Source organism: Neptuniibacter sp. SY11_33 (assembly GCF_047778025.1).
Taxonomy (GTDB): Bacteria; Pseudomonadota; Gammaproteobacteria; order Pseudomonadales; family Balneatricaceae; genus Neptuniibacter.
In genome coordinates this window covers 1,361,074-1,378,175 of the sequence record NZ_CP180543.1, presented here as the reverse complement: position 1 = coordinate 1,378,175, position 17,102 = coordinate 1,361,074, and the positions used below count along the sequence as shown (strand labels likewise).

General features: G+C 43.3%; 13 protein-coding genes. 5 read left to right on the top strand and 8 right to left on the bottom strand.

What is annotated here, in order from left to right:
- Positions 1 to 32 precede the first annotated feature (32 nt).
- From ACMXYV_RS06415 to ACMXYV_RS06405, 3 genes are all read right to left on the bottom strand, one after another.
- The gene (locus tag ACMXYV_RS06415; protein ID WP_415890925.1) at positions 33 to 1,058 is read right to left on the bottom strand and encodes a quinone-dependent dihydroorotate dehydrogenase; all 1,026 of its coding nucleotides are present in this window, start codon (positions 1,056 to 1,058) and stop codon (positions 33 to 35) included.
- A 132-nt stretch (positions 1,059 to 1,190) separates the two neighbouring features.
- Positions 1,191 to 1,412: a DUF2835 domain-containing protein gene (locus ACMXYV_RS06410; protein WP_415890924.1), complete on the bottom strand. Its 222-nt coding sequence runs from the start codon at positions 1,410 to 1,412 to the stop codon at positions 1,191 to 1,193.
- A gap of 36 nt (positions 1,413 to 1,448) precedes the next feature.
- The gene (locus tag ACMXYV_RS06405) at positions 1,449 to 6,272 is read right to left on the bottom strand and encodes an NAD-glutamate dehydrogenase (protein WP_415890923.1); all 4,824 of its coding nucleotides are present in this window, start codon (positions 6,270 to 6,272) and stop codon (positions 1,449 to 1,451) included.
- A 286-nt stretch (positions 6,273 to 6,558) separates the two neighbouring features.
- Between ACMXYV_RS06405 and ACMXYV_RS06400 the strand changes: the two genes are divergently transcribed.
- The 3 genes from ACMXYV_RS06400 to ACMXYV_RS06390 are packed head-to-tail and all read left to right on the top strand — an operon-like array spanning position 6,559 to position 9,535.
- Positions 6,559 to 8,205 carry a BatD family protein gene (locus ACMXYV_RS06400; protein WP_415890922.1) on the top strand — a complete coding sequence of 549 codons (1,647 nt, stop codon included), beginning with the start codon at positions 6,559 to 6,561 and terminating at the stop codon, positions 8,203 to 8,205.
- 31 nt (positions 8,206 to 8,236) lie between these two features.
- Positions 8,237 to 9,088: an ion channel gene (locus ACMXYV_RS06395; protein ID WP_415890921.1), complete on the top strand. Its 852-nt coding sequence runs from the start codon at positions 8,237 to 8,239 to the stop codon at positions 9,086 to 9,088.
- An 18-nt stretch (positions 9,089 to 9,106) separates the two neighbouring features.
- Positions 9,107 to 9,535, top strand: coding sequence for a GFA family protein (locus tag ACMXYV_RS06390; RefSeq protein ID WP_415890920.1), 429 nt, complete (start codon positions 9,107 to 9,109; stop codon positions 9,533 to 9,535).
- Positions 9,536 to 9,544: 9 nt separating this feature from the next.
- On the opposite strand, the gene ACMXYV_RS06385 is transcribed toward ACMXYV_RS06390, so the two are convergent.
- Positions 9,545 to 10,441 (bottom strand): TIGR01777 family oxidoreductase, encoded by an 897-nt coding sequence (locus ACMXYV_RS06385; protein WP_415890919.1) that lies wholly within the window; start codon positions 10,439 to 10,441, stop codon positions 9,545 to 9,547.
- Between the two features lie 153 nt (positions 10,442 to 10,594).
- Here ACMXYV_RS06385 and ACMXYV_RS06380 point away from each other — a divergent pair, with 153 nt between their 5' ends.
- Positions 10,595 to 11,218, top strand: coding sequence for a riboflavin synthase subunit alpha (locus tag ACMXYV_RS06380; RefSeq protein ID WP_415890918.1), 624 nt, complete (start codon positions 10,595 to 10,597; stop codon positions 11,216 to 11,218).
- Positions 11,219 to 11,316: 98 nt separating this feature from the next.
- Positions 11,317 to 12,450 (top strand): DUF484 family protein, encoded by a 1,134-nt coding sequence (locus ACMXYV_RS06375; protein WP_415890917.1) that lies wholly within the window; start codon positions 11,317 to 11,319, stop codon positions 12,448 to 12,450.
- 65 nt (positions 12,451 to 12,515) lie between these two features.
- On the opposite strand, the gene ACMXYV_RS06370 is transcribed toward ACMXYV_RS06375, so the two are convergent.
- From ACMXYV_RS06370 to pepN, 4 genes are all read right to left on the bottom strand, one after another.
- Entirely contained in the window at positions 12,516 to 13,070 is a 555-nt protein-coding gene (locus ACMXYV_RS06370; protein ID WP_415890916.1) for a hemerythrin domain-containing protein, read from the bottom strand.
- A 165-nt stretch (positions 13,071 to 13,235) separates the two neighbouring features.
- On the bottom strand, positions 13,236 to 13,835 hold the full coding sequence (locus ACMXYV_RS06365) for an HAD family hydrolase (protein WP_415890915.1): 600 nt from the start codon (positions 13,833 to 13,835) through the stop codon (positions 13,236 to 13,238).
- Positions 13,836 to 13,929: 94 nt separating this feature from the next.
- A complete protein-coding gene (locus tag ACMXYV_RS06360; protein WP_415890914.1) occupies positions 13,930 to 14,325 on the bottom strand; it encodes a hypothetical protein in 396 nt (131 codons plus the stop codon).
- A 141-nt stretch (positions 14,326 to 14,466) separates the two neighbouring features.
- A complete protein-coding gene (gene pepN, locus ACMXYV_RS06355) occupies positions 14,467 to 17,091 on the bottom strand; it encodes an aminopeptidase N (RefSeq protein ID WP_415890913.1) in 2,625 nt (874 codons plus the stop codon).
- Positions 17,092 to 17,102 lie beyond the last annotated feature (11 nt).

Here is a 17,102-nt window from a genome sequence, read left to right as displayed (position 1 = left end):
GCTCCCCAAAGGGAGCCTTTTTATTACCTGCTCTATTCTGAAAGCTGTTTAATTGCTTTCACAGAATCCGCAACCAATGAAGGCCCACGGTAGATAAACCCAGAATAAACTTGCACCAAACTAGCACCAGCTTCGATCTTTTCTGCCGCATCAAAACCTTCAGTGATACCACCTACACCAATAATTGGTAACGCACCATCTAGTTCTTGTGCCAGAGTTCGAATCACTTTAGTTGATTTATTGCGTACTGGTGCGCCTGATAGGCCACCCGCTTCATCTGCAAACTCCAGCCCTTCAACACCATCACGAGATAGGGTTGTATTGGTCGCAATCACACCATCCATCTCGTAAGACTTTAAAGAAGCAGCGACAAGTGCAAGCTCTTCATCTGTCATATCCGGCGCAATTTTTACCGCAATAGGAACATAGCGATCATGGAACTTAGCCAATTTAGCTTGTTCGGATTTTAGAGCATCCAATAAGCTATTTAACGACTCGCCGTATTGAAGAGTACGAAGGCCTGGTGTGTTTGGAGAAGATACGTTAACGGTGATGTAAGACGCACGCCCGTATACCTTACGAAGACAGAACAGGTAATCGTCATTCGCTTTTTCGTTTGGCGTATCTTTGTTTTTGCCGATGTTGATACCCAGAACGCCTTTGTAAACGCTCTTATCCAGATTAGAGAGCAGCTTATCTACACCACCGTTGTTAAAACCCATACGGTTGATGATCGCTTGCTGTTCTGGCAAACGGAAAATACGTGGCTTGGGATTACCATCTTGCGGGCGTGGTGTAACGGTGCCCACTTCAACAAAGCCGAAGCCCATTGCAGCCATACCATCCACCGCAATGCCGTTCTTATCTAGACCTGCTGCTAAACCTACACGGTTTGGGAAATCAATTCCCATCACCTGAACAGGATCAGATAGTACTTCAGCACCCAGAAGCTTGTTTACTCCCAAAGAAGACGCAAGATTCATCGAATGAAGCGCTACGTTGTGAGAAAGTTCGGGATCAAGCTGAAACATCAAAGATCGAGTCAGTGAATACAACATAATCAGGTCCTAGTAAAAATTTTGGCCCGATTATAGGCGAGGCGAGGATGGAATAACAGCATTGAGCACTAAGAGTGACAATGTTAACTCCCAAAAGTTATAAAGAATCACCAAATTGGTGCATTTATTACACTAACTCAGTTTCTCTATTCCCTGATATTTACCTTGATCGTCAAACATAATTTTAAAACGACCATTAATTCCATCACGCAGTAAAAATGGTTTTAAGATTCGAGCGGGGAACTGCACGCTACGACCATCAAGGGATCGGGTATAAACAGTTTCCGCGACCCCTTGATACAACATTAAAAACTTTTCAGAACTAATCCGAATATCAACTAAAATTGCTTTCATACATACTATCTAGAGGAATGAACCTCATATACACGTTCAGGTATTAAACTGGCTTGTTTTCGCCAAATCAAACAACTCTCTCAACGCGACAGTATACATTGCATACTCTTGTTTTTTAGCACTTTTAACTTCATTCAGGACATTTTGCCAGCGATCAAGTAGCCATTCATTCTCTGTGCACCACTTATCGATCACTTGCTCCACTGTACAGCCTTTTACTCGTCCCTTAATAGCTGTAGCAACTAGCGCACGTTGCTGCCAATCCAAATCATCCCTAAACGCCTCTCGCGCCAACGCTTGCCAGTAATTATCGACACTCAGCTTACTGAGTTTTCTGGACAACCAATCTAACTCCAAACGCTGTCCTAAACCGAAGTAAACTTGAGCCACTTGATCTGGAGGTACATCCGATTCATCAGCAACTTCAATAACACCTAGGGACGCGTATAAACAACGAGCTCCCGAGATAAATTTGGCCAACTTACTCGGCACACCGGCTTCCTGATAGCGACTGAGTGCACTCCCCCAACGCGTTAACGGCTCTCCCGTTAGTAATTTTTCCTGTTTAGGGACTATCTTGCCCAACTGAGCTCTAAAGCTATCTACTTCGTTTTCACAGTCCACTTCTGCGCGACGATTACGTACAAACCAGCGTGTGGCGCGGCGCATCAGATGCTGTAGCTCATGCATCATTTCTAACTGAATATCACTGCTGACTTTATGATCCAGTTTTTCAATCTGCTGCCATAGATTCTCAATACCAAAGACATCACGAGCGAGCACGTAAGCTCTAGCGATGGCCGCCTCATCGGCACCTGTTGATATGCGTAGGCGATCAACAAAGTTCACCCCCATCATATTAACCATGTGGTTTGCAATTTGAGTGCCTATGATTTCACGGCTAAGGCGATGAGCTTTTAGTTGATCACCAAATTCAGAAACTAATCTCTCAGGAAAGGCAGTAAACAACTCTTGCGACAGATACTCATCATCAGGAATAAACGACAGGCTCAATGATTCTTTAAGCTCGGCCTTGCTGTATGAGATCAGAACCGATAGCTCTGGACGGCTTAAGCCCTTTTTCGATGCACGTCGTTCATTGAGGACTTCATCTGTAGGTAGAAATTCCAGCGCTCGATCAAGCTTACCTGCAGTCTCCATATTGGTGATATAGCGCTGATACTCTGCCATCCCTTCAAAAGAACGGGACTCGGCCATAGAGATCGCTTGAACTTGTCGATAGTTATTTTTCAAGACCAAAGAAGCAACTTCATCGGTCATATCTTCAAGCAATGTATTTCGCTGCTTCTCAGTCATGTCGCCATTAGCAACAACTTGATTGAGAAGAATTTTGATATTTACCTCATGGTCAGAGCAGTCCACACCTGCAGCGTTATCGATAAAGTCGGTGTTCATACGTCCACCAGCAAGCGCATACTCCATACGCGCAAGTTGACTCATCCCCAAGTTACCGCCCTCACCCACAACCTTACAGGATAACTCTTGGCCATCTATACGCAGAGCATCATTGGCTTTATCGCCGATATCCGCATCAGTCTCGGTACTTGCTTTAACATAAGTACCAATCCCCCCATTCCAAACCAGATCAACTGGCGCTTTTAACAGTTTATTTAGGAGATCATTCGGGGTAACCGTCGCAATTTTTTCACCGATAAGCGCCTGTATTTGTGGAGACAAGCTGATCGATTTGGCAGAGCGTTCAAAGACACCACCACCTTCTGAAATCAATTTCTTATCGTAATCGGTCCATGCTGAACGAGGCAGTTTGAATAAGCGGTCACGTTCTTTCCAACTTTTCGCAGCATCTGGATTGGGGTCGATAAAGATATGTAGATGGTTAAATGCAGCTACCAGACGAATATGCCTCGACAGCAACATGCCATTACCAAATACATCCCCTGACATATCGCCTATGCCAATCACCGTAAAGTCATCTTTATCGGTGTTTACGCCCATCTCGCGAAAATGTCGCTCAACTGATACCCACGCACCTCTTGCGGTGATCCCCATCTTCTTATGGTCGTAGCCCTGACTACCACCTGAGGCAAAAGCATCACCTAACCAGAAGCCATAAGATTGAGCCAATTCGTTCGCAATGTCAGAGAAGGTTGCCGTACCTTTATCTGCAGCCACGACTAAATATGTGTCATCTTCATCATGGCGAACCACATCAGCAGGCGGACTCACCTCACCTTCAACGAGGTTGTCTGTGATATCCAATAGGCCACTAATAAAAGTTTTGTAGCAGCTAACACCCTCTTCAAACCACTCCTCACGATTCATGCCATCGTGCAATGATTTAGCGACAAAGCCACCTTTTGCCCCAACAGGTACAATCACCGCGTTTTTAACTTGCTGCGCTTTAACTAAGCCCAAAACTTCGGTGCGGTAATCTTCCATTCGATCAGACCAGCGTAAACCACCGCGAGCCACTTTACCGCCACGAAGATGAACACCCTCCACCTTAGGTGAGTAGACAAAGATCTCATATTTCGGCCGCGGCAAAGGCATGTCCGGAATATCATCGGGAGATAGTTTGAAAGAGAAATAGCTCTTTAAGCTTTGTTTATCTTTTTGATAGAAATTTGTACGAAGCGTTGCCTTAATAAGTAGTAAATACTGACGAATCACACGATCATCATTCAAACTACCTACGTCTTCTAACGCGTCGATAATGGTGGATTCAACCGCTTCTTGATCTGCTGTGTTACCCGGTTCAAACCGTGCTTTAAAGAACTGAACAATTTTGGCGGCTATATCGACGTATGAATTGAGCGTCGTACTAATCGCTTCTGGACTTATTGGAAAACTAATCTGTTTCATATACGCGGCATATGCACGCAACATAGCCACCTCACGCCAACCGACATTGCCGGCTAACACAAGACGGTTAAACTCATCATTCGCAGCTTCACTTTGCCAAATTTTAAGAAAGGCCTCTTCAAATACCTCTTTGAGGGTTGATAATGAAACCGTGCCAGCTCCTGTGTAGTGAAGATTAAAATCATGAATCCACACTAGATCACGCTTACTTTCTATTTTGTAAGGGTGTTCGTCTATGACCCTTAACCCTAAATTTTCGAGTACAGGGATAACATCAGACAGAGGTAAAGATGCGCCTAGACTGAAGAGTTTGAAATTAAGGCAGTTCTTCTCTCGCTCCAAAGCTTGGTAAAAGCTCAGTTGCAATGGAGCTTGATCCGATAGCTTTTCTATATGCTGCAGATCGACAACCGCTGTTCTAGCTGAAAAATCAGCACTATAACTAGGTGGGAAGCCACTACCAAATTGGTTATAAACTCGAATACCCGATTCCTCACCAAGCGTTTCAACCAATACGTCTTTTAGGTCATCACACCAACTACGTGCAGCCAGTCTCACTACTCGCTCTAATTTATCGGAATCAAACTCCTCAACGATGTTGTCCCCACGCAAAATAAACTGAGTGCGCGTCAGAATAGATTCAGAAAAATAGGTTGTGAAATCAGCATGGGTGCAATTTAACTGCTCCATCAACAATGACTGAATTTTGTGTCTAAAGTCAGTGCTGTAAATATCCCTGGGTGAATAAACTAGACATGAATAAAACTGACCAAAGTAATCACGGCGTACAAACAGACGTATTTGACGTCTTTCGTGAATTTGCAGCACACCTATAACAGTTCGATATAGGTCATCTACTGATACTTGAAATAGATCATCGCGAGGGTGGATCTCTAAAATCTGTAGCAGCTCCTTCCAATCATGCCCGTGACGATGTAACCCAGATTTTTCCATAATTGCATCCACCTTACGGCGAACAATTGGAATATGGCGAGAGCTTTGAATATAAACGCTGGATGTATACAAACCTAAGAATCGACATTCGCCTACCACTTCACCCTTCTTATTATATTGTTTGATACTGATGTAATCAGGATAAGTAGGACGATGAACACTGGAAGCTCGATTGGATTTAGTAAAGGAGAGAATATCGGGTATGAGAACAAAGCCTTCAGCATCACGATCATTCTCATTAACTAAAGCAGAACGGCAATGTTCATCACAGAATTTCAGCAAACCAAGCTGGCTACCTGGTATGGCTTCGAGGGTTTTCTTACCTTTCTTCTCGACTAGTTGATATTCGTCATAACCTAAGAAGGTAAAGTGGTCCTTTAACCACTTAATAAAATCATGGACTTCCGAAGTAATCCCAGCATCAAAGCCTTTGATCGCCTTTGAGAAAATGCCTGCTTGAGCATCACATCGCTCAACCATAGACTCAAAGTCTTCCACCACCATAGTTACGTCTTCAAGAACATTTCGCAGCGCTTGTTCCAAGTCTTGTAGATCAGCAGTATCCGAATGCCGATCGACCTCGATCGAAACTAAGGACTCTCGTTGGGAATTTTTGGCTCGGCTATCCTTTTTGAGCAGTGAAGATAGGCCTCCTTTTTCATCCCTTTTCAAAGTCACAACTGCATTGTGTATGGCGTGGATGGTTAAATTACGTCGATTGAGTTCCATTCGTAAAGAATCAACTAAGAAGGGAATATCTTTCTGCAAGACCTCAATCACGGTATGAGTCGATTGCCAACCATGTAGTTCGTAATCGGGGTTAAAAACCCTGACCTTGACCTGTCCGACTTTTCGCTCCTGCAGAAACTGCCAGCAAGCGAGGGTCGAACCATATAGGTCCTCTAACTTCCATTCGAGAAGATCAGCTAGCGAAGCGGATGAGTAATATAGAGTTGCAAACTCAACCAAGGCTTCAGACCTTTCTTTCGGTAATCGATCTTCTAATTCTTGGCACAGTGTTTTTAAAAGATTCGCTTTTTCATCCTGGCCTAGGTATTCCATCTGCAACCCTCAATTTTTCTCAAATAATCAAAAGTATAGACAAAATGTAGCCAACAACCGTTTAAGTACAAAAACGTTTGATACAAACAAATTTTTCACAGCTGAAAGAACAAAAGCCCCCGTAGAAACGAAACATACGAAAGCCCAAATAATCAAACAATTAATAAACCGGAATACGTTGATTCACCCTGCAGGATTACTCATAATAAAACGAAAATTACAGTTTATTACTTGCAGACCTAACCTTCTGCAAGCTATAGCCAGCGATGATAGCGCGAGGATTCCATTGCGATTTATTTCTTCTCACTTGTTCTTTCTACTGGCTTTCATTGCTTTTCAAGCTCAAGCAAAGGTCTCTTCTTCCTTAGATACAAGCACCCTCTATTTAGGTCAAAAAATCACACTGACCTTAGAAACTGACCAGCAAGATGTCACTCGACCCAACCTAAAGCAATTACAAAAAGACTTTAATATTGTTGGGACGCGTAAGGTTACTGTATCCAGCCACACCACAGGATCGGTAACGACTAAAACACGTTGGGTGTTACAACTAAAACCTCGGAGGGACGGGGAACAGATTATTCCGTCTATCTTTGTAGGACAGCAATCGAGCCAAGAACTTCCAATCTCAGTGCTACCCGCCAATGACAATCCTGAACTAGCTGAAGGCACTGGCAGAGCGATCTTTCTAGAGTCCAGCCTTAATAAAGATGAACTCTACGTAAATGGCCAGGCGATTTTACGTGCAAAGATTTTCCATCTTGCCCCATTACCTTTGGATGCAAATTTAACAGCACCAGAATCCCCTGATGCGATCATTAAGCCGCTAGAAGAGCAAAAGCAATATACTAGTGTTGTGCGTGGCCAAAATTATAATGTCACCGAAACAAGCTACACACTGTTTCCGCTTCAGGACGGCGAAGTAGAGATTAGCCCTGTGTTTTTCTCAACCACCCTATCCAACAACACGGTGATCGAACTGAACAGTGAACCTCTATTGCTTTCGGTATTACCACCCGCTAATCAAAACACACGCAAGTTATGGCTACCTGCAACATCGATATACATTGAAGACAATTTGGATGAGCTTAATCAGGTTAGTCAATCAGGCAAGCTAACAAGGATTATTAAACTAGAAGCTGAAGGTTTACCCTCTTCGTCTCTACCCTCCATGGCATCATTACACAACCCAGATGCCACGATTACCCTGCTGAATGTCGTTTTAGAAGAGCGCATGACCGAGCAAGGTGTTATCAGTCAGCGTTTAGAAGAACTAGAAATCACACCAAGTAATACCAAAGAGATCCTCCTGCCGCCAATCGACCTTCCTTGGTGGAATACCGATACCGATAAAGGACAAACAGCCTCCATCACCCAAAGGAAAATTGAAGTTACACCTGCGGTTATTCCTACTAACAGTTCACAATCAGCTCAAGAGGAGTCCTCTGGTTCAATCACGGTATTAATTTGGATTTTAACAGGGATCAGTATTGCTGCGACTCTGGCCTTTATCTATACGTTTAACCATCTACGCAATATTAAAAAGCAATCAGAAGATGAACCGGACCATTCGTTCTTTGAAGAGGAACAAAAGCGGGTTGCGTTTGAGATAACAGAGAAAAACACGTTTCAAGCTTTCTCTATCGCCTGCAACCAAAACAATCCCAATGTTGCTCAATTGCGTTTAGTTGAGTGGGCTCAAAGCTTTTGGGGTGCACCTGAAATACAGTCGCTAGAATCCGTGTGCGAATACGCGAATAACCAAACCATAAATCTATTGGTAATGGATCTACAGCAACATCTATATGGCCAAGAAAATGAGTATTGGCAAGGGGACCTCATTTTGGATGCCATATCCAAGGTGAGATCTCGACAGCTTCGACAGCGCTTAGATCTCAAAGAAGGCCAACAACGTTTGGACTATAACCTCTAGCTAATGCATACCCGGTAAAATGGAGCGCTAAATGGAATACACTCGACATACCGCTTTAATGCGTATGGTTGGCCTAGGCGGGGTCGCTTCAGAAGAGAATGAACGCGCTAAGCTCTGGGGGCGTCGTTTCGAGGGACCCATGGTATTGGCTGCCATATGGATTCTTATCGACTGGTACTTGCAATCTAAAGGCGTCTCAAACGCTTACACATCTTTCGCTTCCGACTGGCTAATCTGGCTATTGTTTATGTCAGAGTTGTTTGTGATGCTGTGGCTGGTCGATGATCGCATCAAATACCTCAAGCAAAATTGGATGAGCCCTCTCATTGTACTCGGCGGTCTACCGGTTATCTGGGGTGTTGATACTTTCTATGCAGGGATAATCCGTACCCTTAGGCTCGCTCTCACCATCGGAATTTTCCTGCGGGTTTCCAAAGATACCCGTGATCTCTTATCTCGGCATAACTTAGGTATCACTCTCTTTATCTGCTTTATTATCTTGGTGATTTCTGGGCTACTTATATCAGGTATTGATCCTGCGTTTGAGACACCTTTGGATGGTCTATGGTGGGCTTGGGTTACTGTTACCACCGTAGGTTATGGCGATCTTGTGCCCGCGACAACGGAAGGCAGAATATTTGGCTCGCTTCTGATCCTAATGGGATTAGCAATGTTCTCCATGTTAACCGCTAGTTTCTCCGTGTTCTTTATTGAACAGGATGAAAGAGAGTTAACCCAAAAAGAAGAACGTAATATTGAACGTATCGAAGGTTTAGAAAAAAAACTGGAAAAAATTGAAAACCAGCTAGACCAAACTCTAGAGGCGTTAAATAAGCTCGCCGAACAACAGAGCACTGATAATTCAGATAACTTAAAAAAATAAATCGACTAAAGCACCTTTATGAAAAAGACCTCAGGAGCGAAAGAGCTAACCGGCCAGTGTTTATGCGGCGGTCTCAAATATGAAGTCACTGACTTACAACCGAAGATGGCGCATTGCCATTGCAGTATGTGTCGTAAATTCCATGGGGCCGCGTTCGGTACTTATGGGGTCGCTAAGGTAGAGAACTTTAAGTGGCTGCAAGGTGAAGAGTTACTTAAAACGTATACTGCGCCTAATGGCACTAAACGACAGTTCTGTTCCGAATGCGGTTCTAGTTTAACCTTCGCTCCTATCAATGATAGTGGCATTCATGTTGAGTTCACCTTAGGAACGCTGGATAGCGAAATTACCGTTAAACCAGATAGTCATATCTATTGCAGCTATAAAGCCGATTGGTACGAAATTGCGGATGATTTACCGCAATTCCCTGATGGCAGAGAAAGCTAGAAGCACTCACTAAAAGTTTACGGCTGAATACATCGCCCCAGACAGCTCAGGGTAGTGAAACTTATAGCCGATTTCTTCAAGCTTTTCGGGGTAAACTCGCTGACCTTCCACCAATAACTCAGCGCCCTCACCCAACATCAGGTTGATAACAAAGCCTGGCATTGGCATAAACGCTGGTCGCCCTAAGGTCTTTCCTAAGGTTTTAGAAAACTCTGCATTCGTTGCAGCATTAGGTGAGGTTAAATTAAATGGGCCTGAGAGCTGATCGTGGGTTAATAACATAGAGATAATTTCAATCTCGTCATCAATATGTATCCATGACATCCACTGTTTGCCACTGGCAATCGGTCCACCTAGCCCAAGTTTAAATGGCAGTAACATCTTACTTAATGCACCACCATCACCCAGTACTACCCCTGTTCGAATAAGACACACTCTGACCCCTGAGGCTTCAGCCTTTAACGCTTCCGCTTCCCAATCTGCACAAAGTGTATGGGTAAATCCTCTATTTGGCAGGCTTTCTTCGCCAAGTTTTTTATCATCGTCATGACAGCCGTAATAACCTATCGCTGAACCACTAATGAGAACCTTCGGTTTTACAGTTTGTGCTTCTATCCACCCAACGAGTTCGTGAGTCAGATCTATACGACTCGCACGCAGAAGCTGTTTGCGATCTTCACTCCACTTCTCGTCAGCAATAGGCTCCCCAGCTAAATTAACGACAGCATCTACAGCCAGTTCATCCTGTGGAGGTAGATCACGAATCGCTTCAACTCTTCCTTGAAACAATTCGGCGACTTTAGAAGGATTCCGACTCCAGCATACCACCTCGTCTCCTTCTTCTAATCGGGCTTCGATAAGATGTTTACCGATAAAACCTGTTCCACCTGTCACTAAAATTTTCATACCTTTTTCCTTAAGGATTGAACCCATCATCTATTTGTAATAAGAGGCTTATAACAATTACAGCGAATGTGTCATTTAGTCGCTGCAGCAATTCTCTATTGTTGTTACGATGCATTGCAGTATTTAGATTAGCAAATTTAGAAGAGTGCTCCGATGTTTACTGGAATTGTTCAAGGTAAAGCGACAATCAAAGCTGTTGAAACTAAAACCGATTTTATGCGGCTACAAGTAGAACTTCCTTTAGAGCATTGTGAAAATCTGCAAATTGGCGCCAGTATAGCTTTAAACGGCACCTGCCTTACCGTTGTCGCATTTGAAAACAACTTAATCAGCTTTGATCTGATTATGGAGACACTAAAATTAACCAATCTAGGCGGCCTAACTGCAGGTGATCAGGTTAACTTTGAGCGCGCTGCTAAATTTGGTGATGAAATCGGTGGCCACCTCCTTTCAGGCCATATCCACCAACAAGTAAAAATAGCCAAAATTGAAAAGCCAGAAAATAACTGGATTGTATGGTTTGAAGCGGCCCCAGAATTTCAACGCTATATATTTGCCAAAGGTTTTATCGGACTTAACGGCTGTAGCCTAACCATTGGTGAAAAACAGGATAACCTTTTCAACGTTTACCTCATCCCAGAAACCTTAGCTGTAACAACCTTTGGAGACTTAGGCGAAGGCAGCAGCGTTAATATGGAAATTGATGCCCATACACAAGCAGTCGTAGAAACAGTCGAACAATATATGAACAGCCATAACTTATTAAAAACTAAATAAAATTGTCATTAATATTTCTCAACAAAAATGTTAAAAAAAACTTTATAGTTTAAGTTAAGTGCCGATAACCCTTTAACGGATCCTATTAAAGGCGAACTATGAGTTTAAACGAGCTAGAAAAGGAAAATCAGGAGCTCAAGCGCACCCTTCGCTTAATGTTAAGCAAGGCTGAGCGCAATGAGAGTGTCCTGAATAGCTTTTTTGATGTGGAGATTCGTCTTCTCTCATGCGCTCGTTTATCTGAATTACTAGATTTAATGCTGATTGAGTTTAAAGACCTCTTTAAACTGAGCAATGTAAATCTAATCCTATTCGATCCGGAACATGCTGCCCGCACCTTACTAGACGATTATGTACCGCCACCTCCTGGCAACACTTTACGGTTTGTACAAAGCCAACGCTTACTCAAATCCCTCTACCCTAATCATAATCTCATTGTGGGTACGCCAAGCGAAGCCGTTCGTAGAGAAGCTTTCCCAGTTGCAGATAACCCGATTGAGTCCTGCGCACTGTTGCCGCTGATTCGCCAAAACTGCCTTATTGGCAGCCTACATTTAGGTAGCGCTGATGCGAGTCGATATACACAACATGTTCGTTACGACTATATTCAGCATTTAGCTTCTGTAATTTCTGTTTGTATCGAAAACTGTATTAACCAAGAGAACCTGCATCGATTAAGCAGCATCGATATGCTGACAAAAGTGCATAATCGTCGTTCATTTGATCAGGAAATTGTACGCGAGCTATCGCGTGCAAGCCGTGCTAATCACTCTTTAGCCTGCCTATTTATGGATCTAGACCACTTTAAAGTGGTTAACGACACGTATGGCCATCAGACCGGTGACAGAGTATTAAGAACAGTAGGTTTATTCTTAGGTAAACAACTACGTAAAACAGATATCATTGCGCGTTATGGCGGAGAAGAATTCTCAATACTTTTACCAAATTGCGATAAAGCTCGCGCAATGGAAATTGCAGATACGTTAAGGCAAAAGCTTTCTCGTCTAATTTTCCGCGATGAAAATGCAAAGCCATTTAGGATGACAACATCTGTAGGTGTATCCCTTTGCACACCGGCTAACTATCCTAAAGAAAGCCTCAATAATATTGCCTATCAACTGATTCAATCAGCGGATAAAGCGGTCTATGAATCTAAACATAATGGTCGTGACCAAGTCTCTTTTACTCAGTTTCAAGAGCCTCAAATCGATATAAGCCAAGCACTTAACTAATTCCGTCTAATACCTCCGCAATCAGAGAGAAACCAAAGTCCCTCCCTGAGTCCAGCTAGTACGGATTAACAAGCCTCACTCATTTCCAACATGAGTTCTTTATAAAGTTCCGTATATTCCCGAGCCTGAACTTCCCCAAAAAGCGGATCATCTTGCTTCGGAAGCTGCTTTTCAATCATCGCGAGCTCTTTATCGCTCACTACTTCTTGAATCATGGGGAACAACTGACCCTCTTCGAAATTAAGATGTGCCATTTGCAGTGAGACAAAATCATCTAACAGGCCGGCAAATTCATCCATCGGCATCACTGAGTCATGCAAAATACCATCTACAGCCTCTTTCAATTGAAGGCTGGCGCTTTTTAAAGCTTCATGGTCTTTAGCACAGTTGAATAAATGCTTATCTAATTCGGGATTCCGATCAGCCAAACATTTGTACATTTTATCTTCGCGGGGATGATGGTGGCCGTCCGCGTAATTAGAGATATAGTCAATCAGATCAGCCATAAGGCTGAAATTAGGCTGCTGCCCTGCTTTAAGCTGATCCACTTTCTGACGCAAGATTACTAATAGCTTATTAAGATTTACATGATCCTGATGTAGCTCGGCTAATATCGTCATACTTACACCTCAAAAGGTTGGTCCAATAACCCAATATAGACAATCAGATAGAAAGGCCTTTGACAAAGATCAAGCAAAGCTCGGTTTAAACCGGGTGGGATAAAGCACTTAATTTTGAAACTAAACCTTTTCCTTTCGCTTCAAAGAGATAGATTCAGATAAAATTTAAGCCAAGGTCAGTAAAGATGTTAGTTCAGGCAAGTTTTTTACTCTGATATCTGTATCTTCCGGCCAGTGGCGATCTTTTACATCGACATGCACGGTACTCACACCCGCTGCACGCCCTGATAACAGATCAAGATGAAAATCCCCCACCATTACGCCAGAATGGCTTGGTAATTCCCATTGCTTTAAAAGTATATGAATACCTTCAGGGGATGGCTTGGGCTGACTGTCTTCACGACCCAACACATGTGCTTTTTGGAAGAATGCATCCGCGCCAATCGCCTTTAAAGATAATAATGCTAATTCATGGGTGTTACGGGTAAGGATACCCATCTGGCAATCAGCTGCAGCTAGTGCTTCTAAGCAATCAAGAACGCCTTCAGCAGGAGCTGCTTGGGACGCATACTCCCTTTCAAGTATATCCAGCTCTGCATTCATCCAGCGCTGACGCTCTGGAGACTGACGCTTAATGCAATCAAGGATATCGTCACTAGGATCTATACCTAGTTTCTGACGAATCAGTTCAAAATCATGAACCGGTTGAGTTAAGGTGCCATCAAGATCAAATATCCAAGCACGCTTCTCTCTTAGATCTAACAACTCTTTCTCACAAATAATTTCTCACAAATAAAAATGCCGAAAAGCTCTCACTTTTCGGCATTCTACGACTCTATAACTCAGTCTGGATCAGATTTTATTCTGCAACTGCATAGCAAGCTTCGCTGAATGGATCTAATGGGTTTTCCAATAGATCATCTTGTTTGAAGTAAAGAATGCGTCCTTCAAACTTAAGGCTCTTAGTAGAGAACCAACGATCAAGCTCTTCCAAACTTTCATCGCTCGAATTCGCGTCCAACCAGCTTGTGATGACATTATAAAAATAAACACCAAACAAACCTGCAGCTGCACCGAGGAAAAATTCAGACGCTAGCGCAAACAACATTAAAATGATGCCGGCAATCCAAATGCGATTAGCTTTGGCATTTTTGTAGGCATCAGTAGATGATTCATGACTATCTTTCAAACGCATGTAGCGACGGAAATTTTGTTGGATGTCGAATTTATCTTCAGTAGATAGTAATTTAGACATGTTGCTTCCTTGGTAAAACGTATCTTTATTATTTGTTATAGCGCTAAACAAGATAACGCATGTTTAGCTTTATTCCTAAGCGAGTATAGCCGAGGTAAACTCATCCGTCCCCCCGGCTAAAGGCGTATATTGCAATTTTTTTTATGCCAAGCTTTTACTCACTACTTCGAAGACATCTTTTGATAGATTTCCACTGTCTCGAATACGCTCTAGCTCTTTAAGCATAAGCGCTTGACGCACTTTGTCATATTTTTTCCAACGACTCAATGGCGTCACCATTCTTGATGCCACTTGCGGATTTTGAACATTCAGTTCAATAATTCGATCAGCCAAAAACTGGTAACCCGAGCCATCTTTCGCATGGAAGTTAACTGGATTCTGAGCACAAAATACGGAGATCAGAGAACGCAACTTGTTCGGGTTTTTAGCATCAAATGCAGGATGCTCCATCAATGCTTTAACTCGATCAATCGCCTTCTCTTTTGGATTAGAGGCTTGGATGGACAACCAGATGTTCACCACTAAGCTCTCATCCTTCCAACGGTCATAGAAGTCATCCAATAAATCTTGAGCCGCCGTTTCATTTGCAGAGTGAGCTACTTGCACCAATGCCGCCTGCATATCGGTCATGTTATCTGACTTAGCATATTGAGCTTGAGCCAGTTCCAGATACTCTGGCTTATCTAAAGAAGTCAGATAAGATAGACATAGATTTTTCAGGCTTCGACGAGCAATAGAGTCTGAATCTGGCGAATATTGCAGATCAAGGTCATTATCCTGATAACACTGCAACAATGTAGCCTTTAGCTCTGTCGCTAACGTTTGGCGTACAAACTTACGCACATTGTAGATAGCATCAACATCGATCTCATCAGCTAGCTCAGATAGATAAGCTTCAGAAGGCAGCGTTAGCACCTTACTTACCATCGCTTTATCTAATCCTTCTGTTTCCAGAATAGCCTTATATGCAGACACTAAACGCTCATCTAACTGCAGCGCTTTATCATTACGATAGTCAGCGATTAGCCCTTGCATGATATCCACAGCAAGCTTTTGTGCCGCGTCCCAACGGCTGAAGCCATCACTGTCATTTGCCATCAGGAACATCAGCTCATCACGCTGATACGGATAGAACAGTTTCACAGGGGCTGAGAAACCACGCAGTAGCGAAGGTACTGGCTTCGCCGCTAAGCCCTTAAAGCTAAAGGTTTGCTGAGCCTCTGTGATATTAAGCACTTCGGTAGTTTGACCGTCAGCCAACATAAGATCCTGACCATTCTCATCAAGCAAGCCAAGGGCTAATGGGATATGGAATGGTAGCTTCTCATCCTGACCCGGTGTTGCCGGACAGCGCTGCTCCACATGAAGCTGATAATTGCCTGTAGATGCATCAAAGCTATCTGTAACATGCAATTCCGGCGTACCGGCTTGAGAGTACCAATTGCGGAACTGAGATAGATCTTTTCCAGATGCATCTTCCATTGCAGAAACAAACTCTTCCGTTGTAACCGCTTGGCCATCATGGCGTTCAAAATATAGATCGGAGCCTTTACGGAATAATTCAGAACCTAATAAGGTATGAATCATTCGTACGACTTCTGCGCCCTTTTCATAAATGGTCAGGGTGTAGAAGTTAGAAATTTCAATAAACGAAGCAGGTCTGATTGGATGCGCCATTGGGCCAGCATCTTCAGCAAACTGAGCCGTACGCAGCACACCAACATCTTCTACGCGTTTCACTGTGCGTGAGTTCATATCAGCAGAGAACTCTGCATCACGGAATACAGTGAAGCCTTCTTTCAAACTCAGCTGGAACCAATCACGACACGTGACACGGTTACCCGACCAGTTATGGAAATATTCATGCGCTACAACCCCTTCAACCCGCTGGAAACCCATATCAGTGGTCGTAGCAGGATGAGCAAGCACACAAGAAGTATTAAAGATATTTAAACCTTTATTCTCCATCGCCCCCATATTGAAGAAGTCGACCGCAACGATCATATAGATATCTAGATCGTACTCACGACCGTAAATCTGCTCGTCCCAAGCCATCGACTTTTTCAAGGACTGCATAGCGTAATCTAATTTATTCAGGTCTTTCTGCTCAGCATAAATGAGCAGTGCAACTTCACGTCCAGATGAGGTCGTAAATGTATCTTTAATGTGCTGGAGATCGCCTGCTACTAACGCAAAAAGATAAGCTGGCTTACTGAAAGGGTCTTCCCATTTTACCCAATGACGACCATCATCAAGCTCACCTTTATCAACTAAGTTACCATTGGAAAGTAACACTGGGTAAGCCTGTTTCTCAGCCTCTATAGTCGTACTGAAGACAGACATCACATCGGGACGATCTGGATAGAAAGTGATACGGCGGAAGCCTTCGGCCTCACACTGCGTACAGAACATACCGTCCGATTTGTACAAACCTTCTAATGCAGTATTCGTTTCTGGGTGGATTTTTGTCAGCGTTTTTAAGGTAAAGCTTTCTGGTAGCTCAGAAAGTAATAACTCTTCACCTTCACGCTGACAATCAACGTGTTCAACACCATCGATCGAAAGATTCAATAACTCTAGCTCTGGGTGCCCGAATAACACTAACTTCGGAGCTGAATCCTCACACTTCGGGTTTCGGCTGATTTTTAATTCTGCTGTAACCAGAGTTTCCTGCTCAAACAATTGAAAACGCAGGTCGGTGGTTTCTATGAGATAGGATGGAACTTTATAGTCTTTAAGGTAAATAACATTGGGTTCTTGAGACATGATTTCACCTA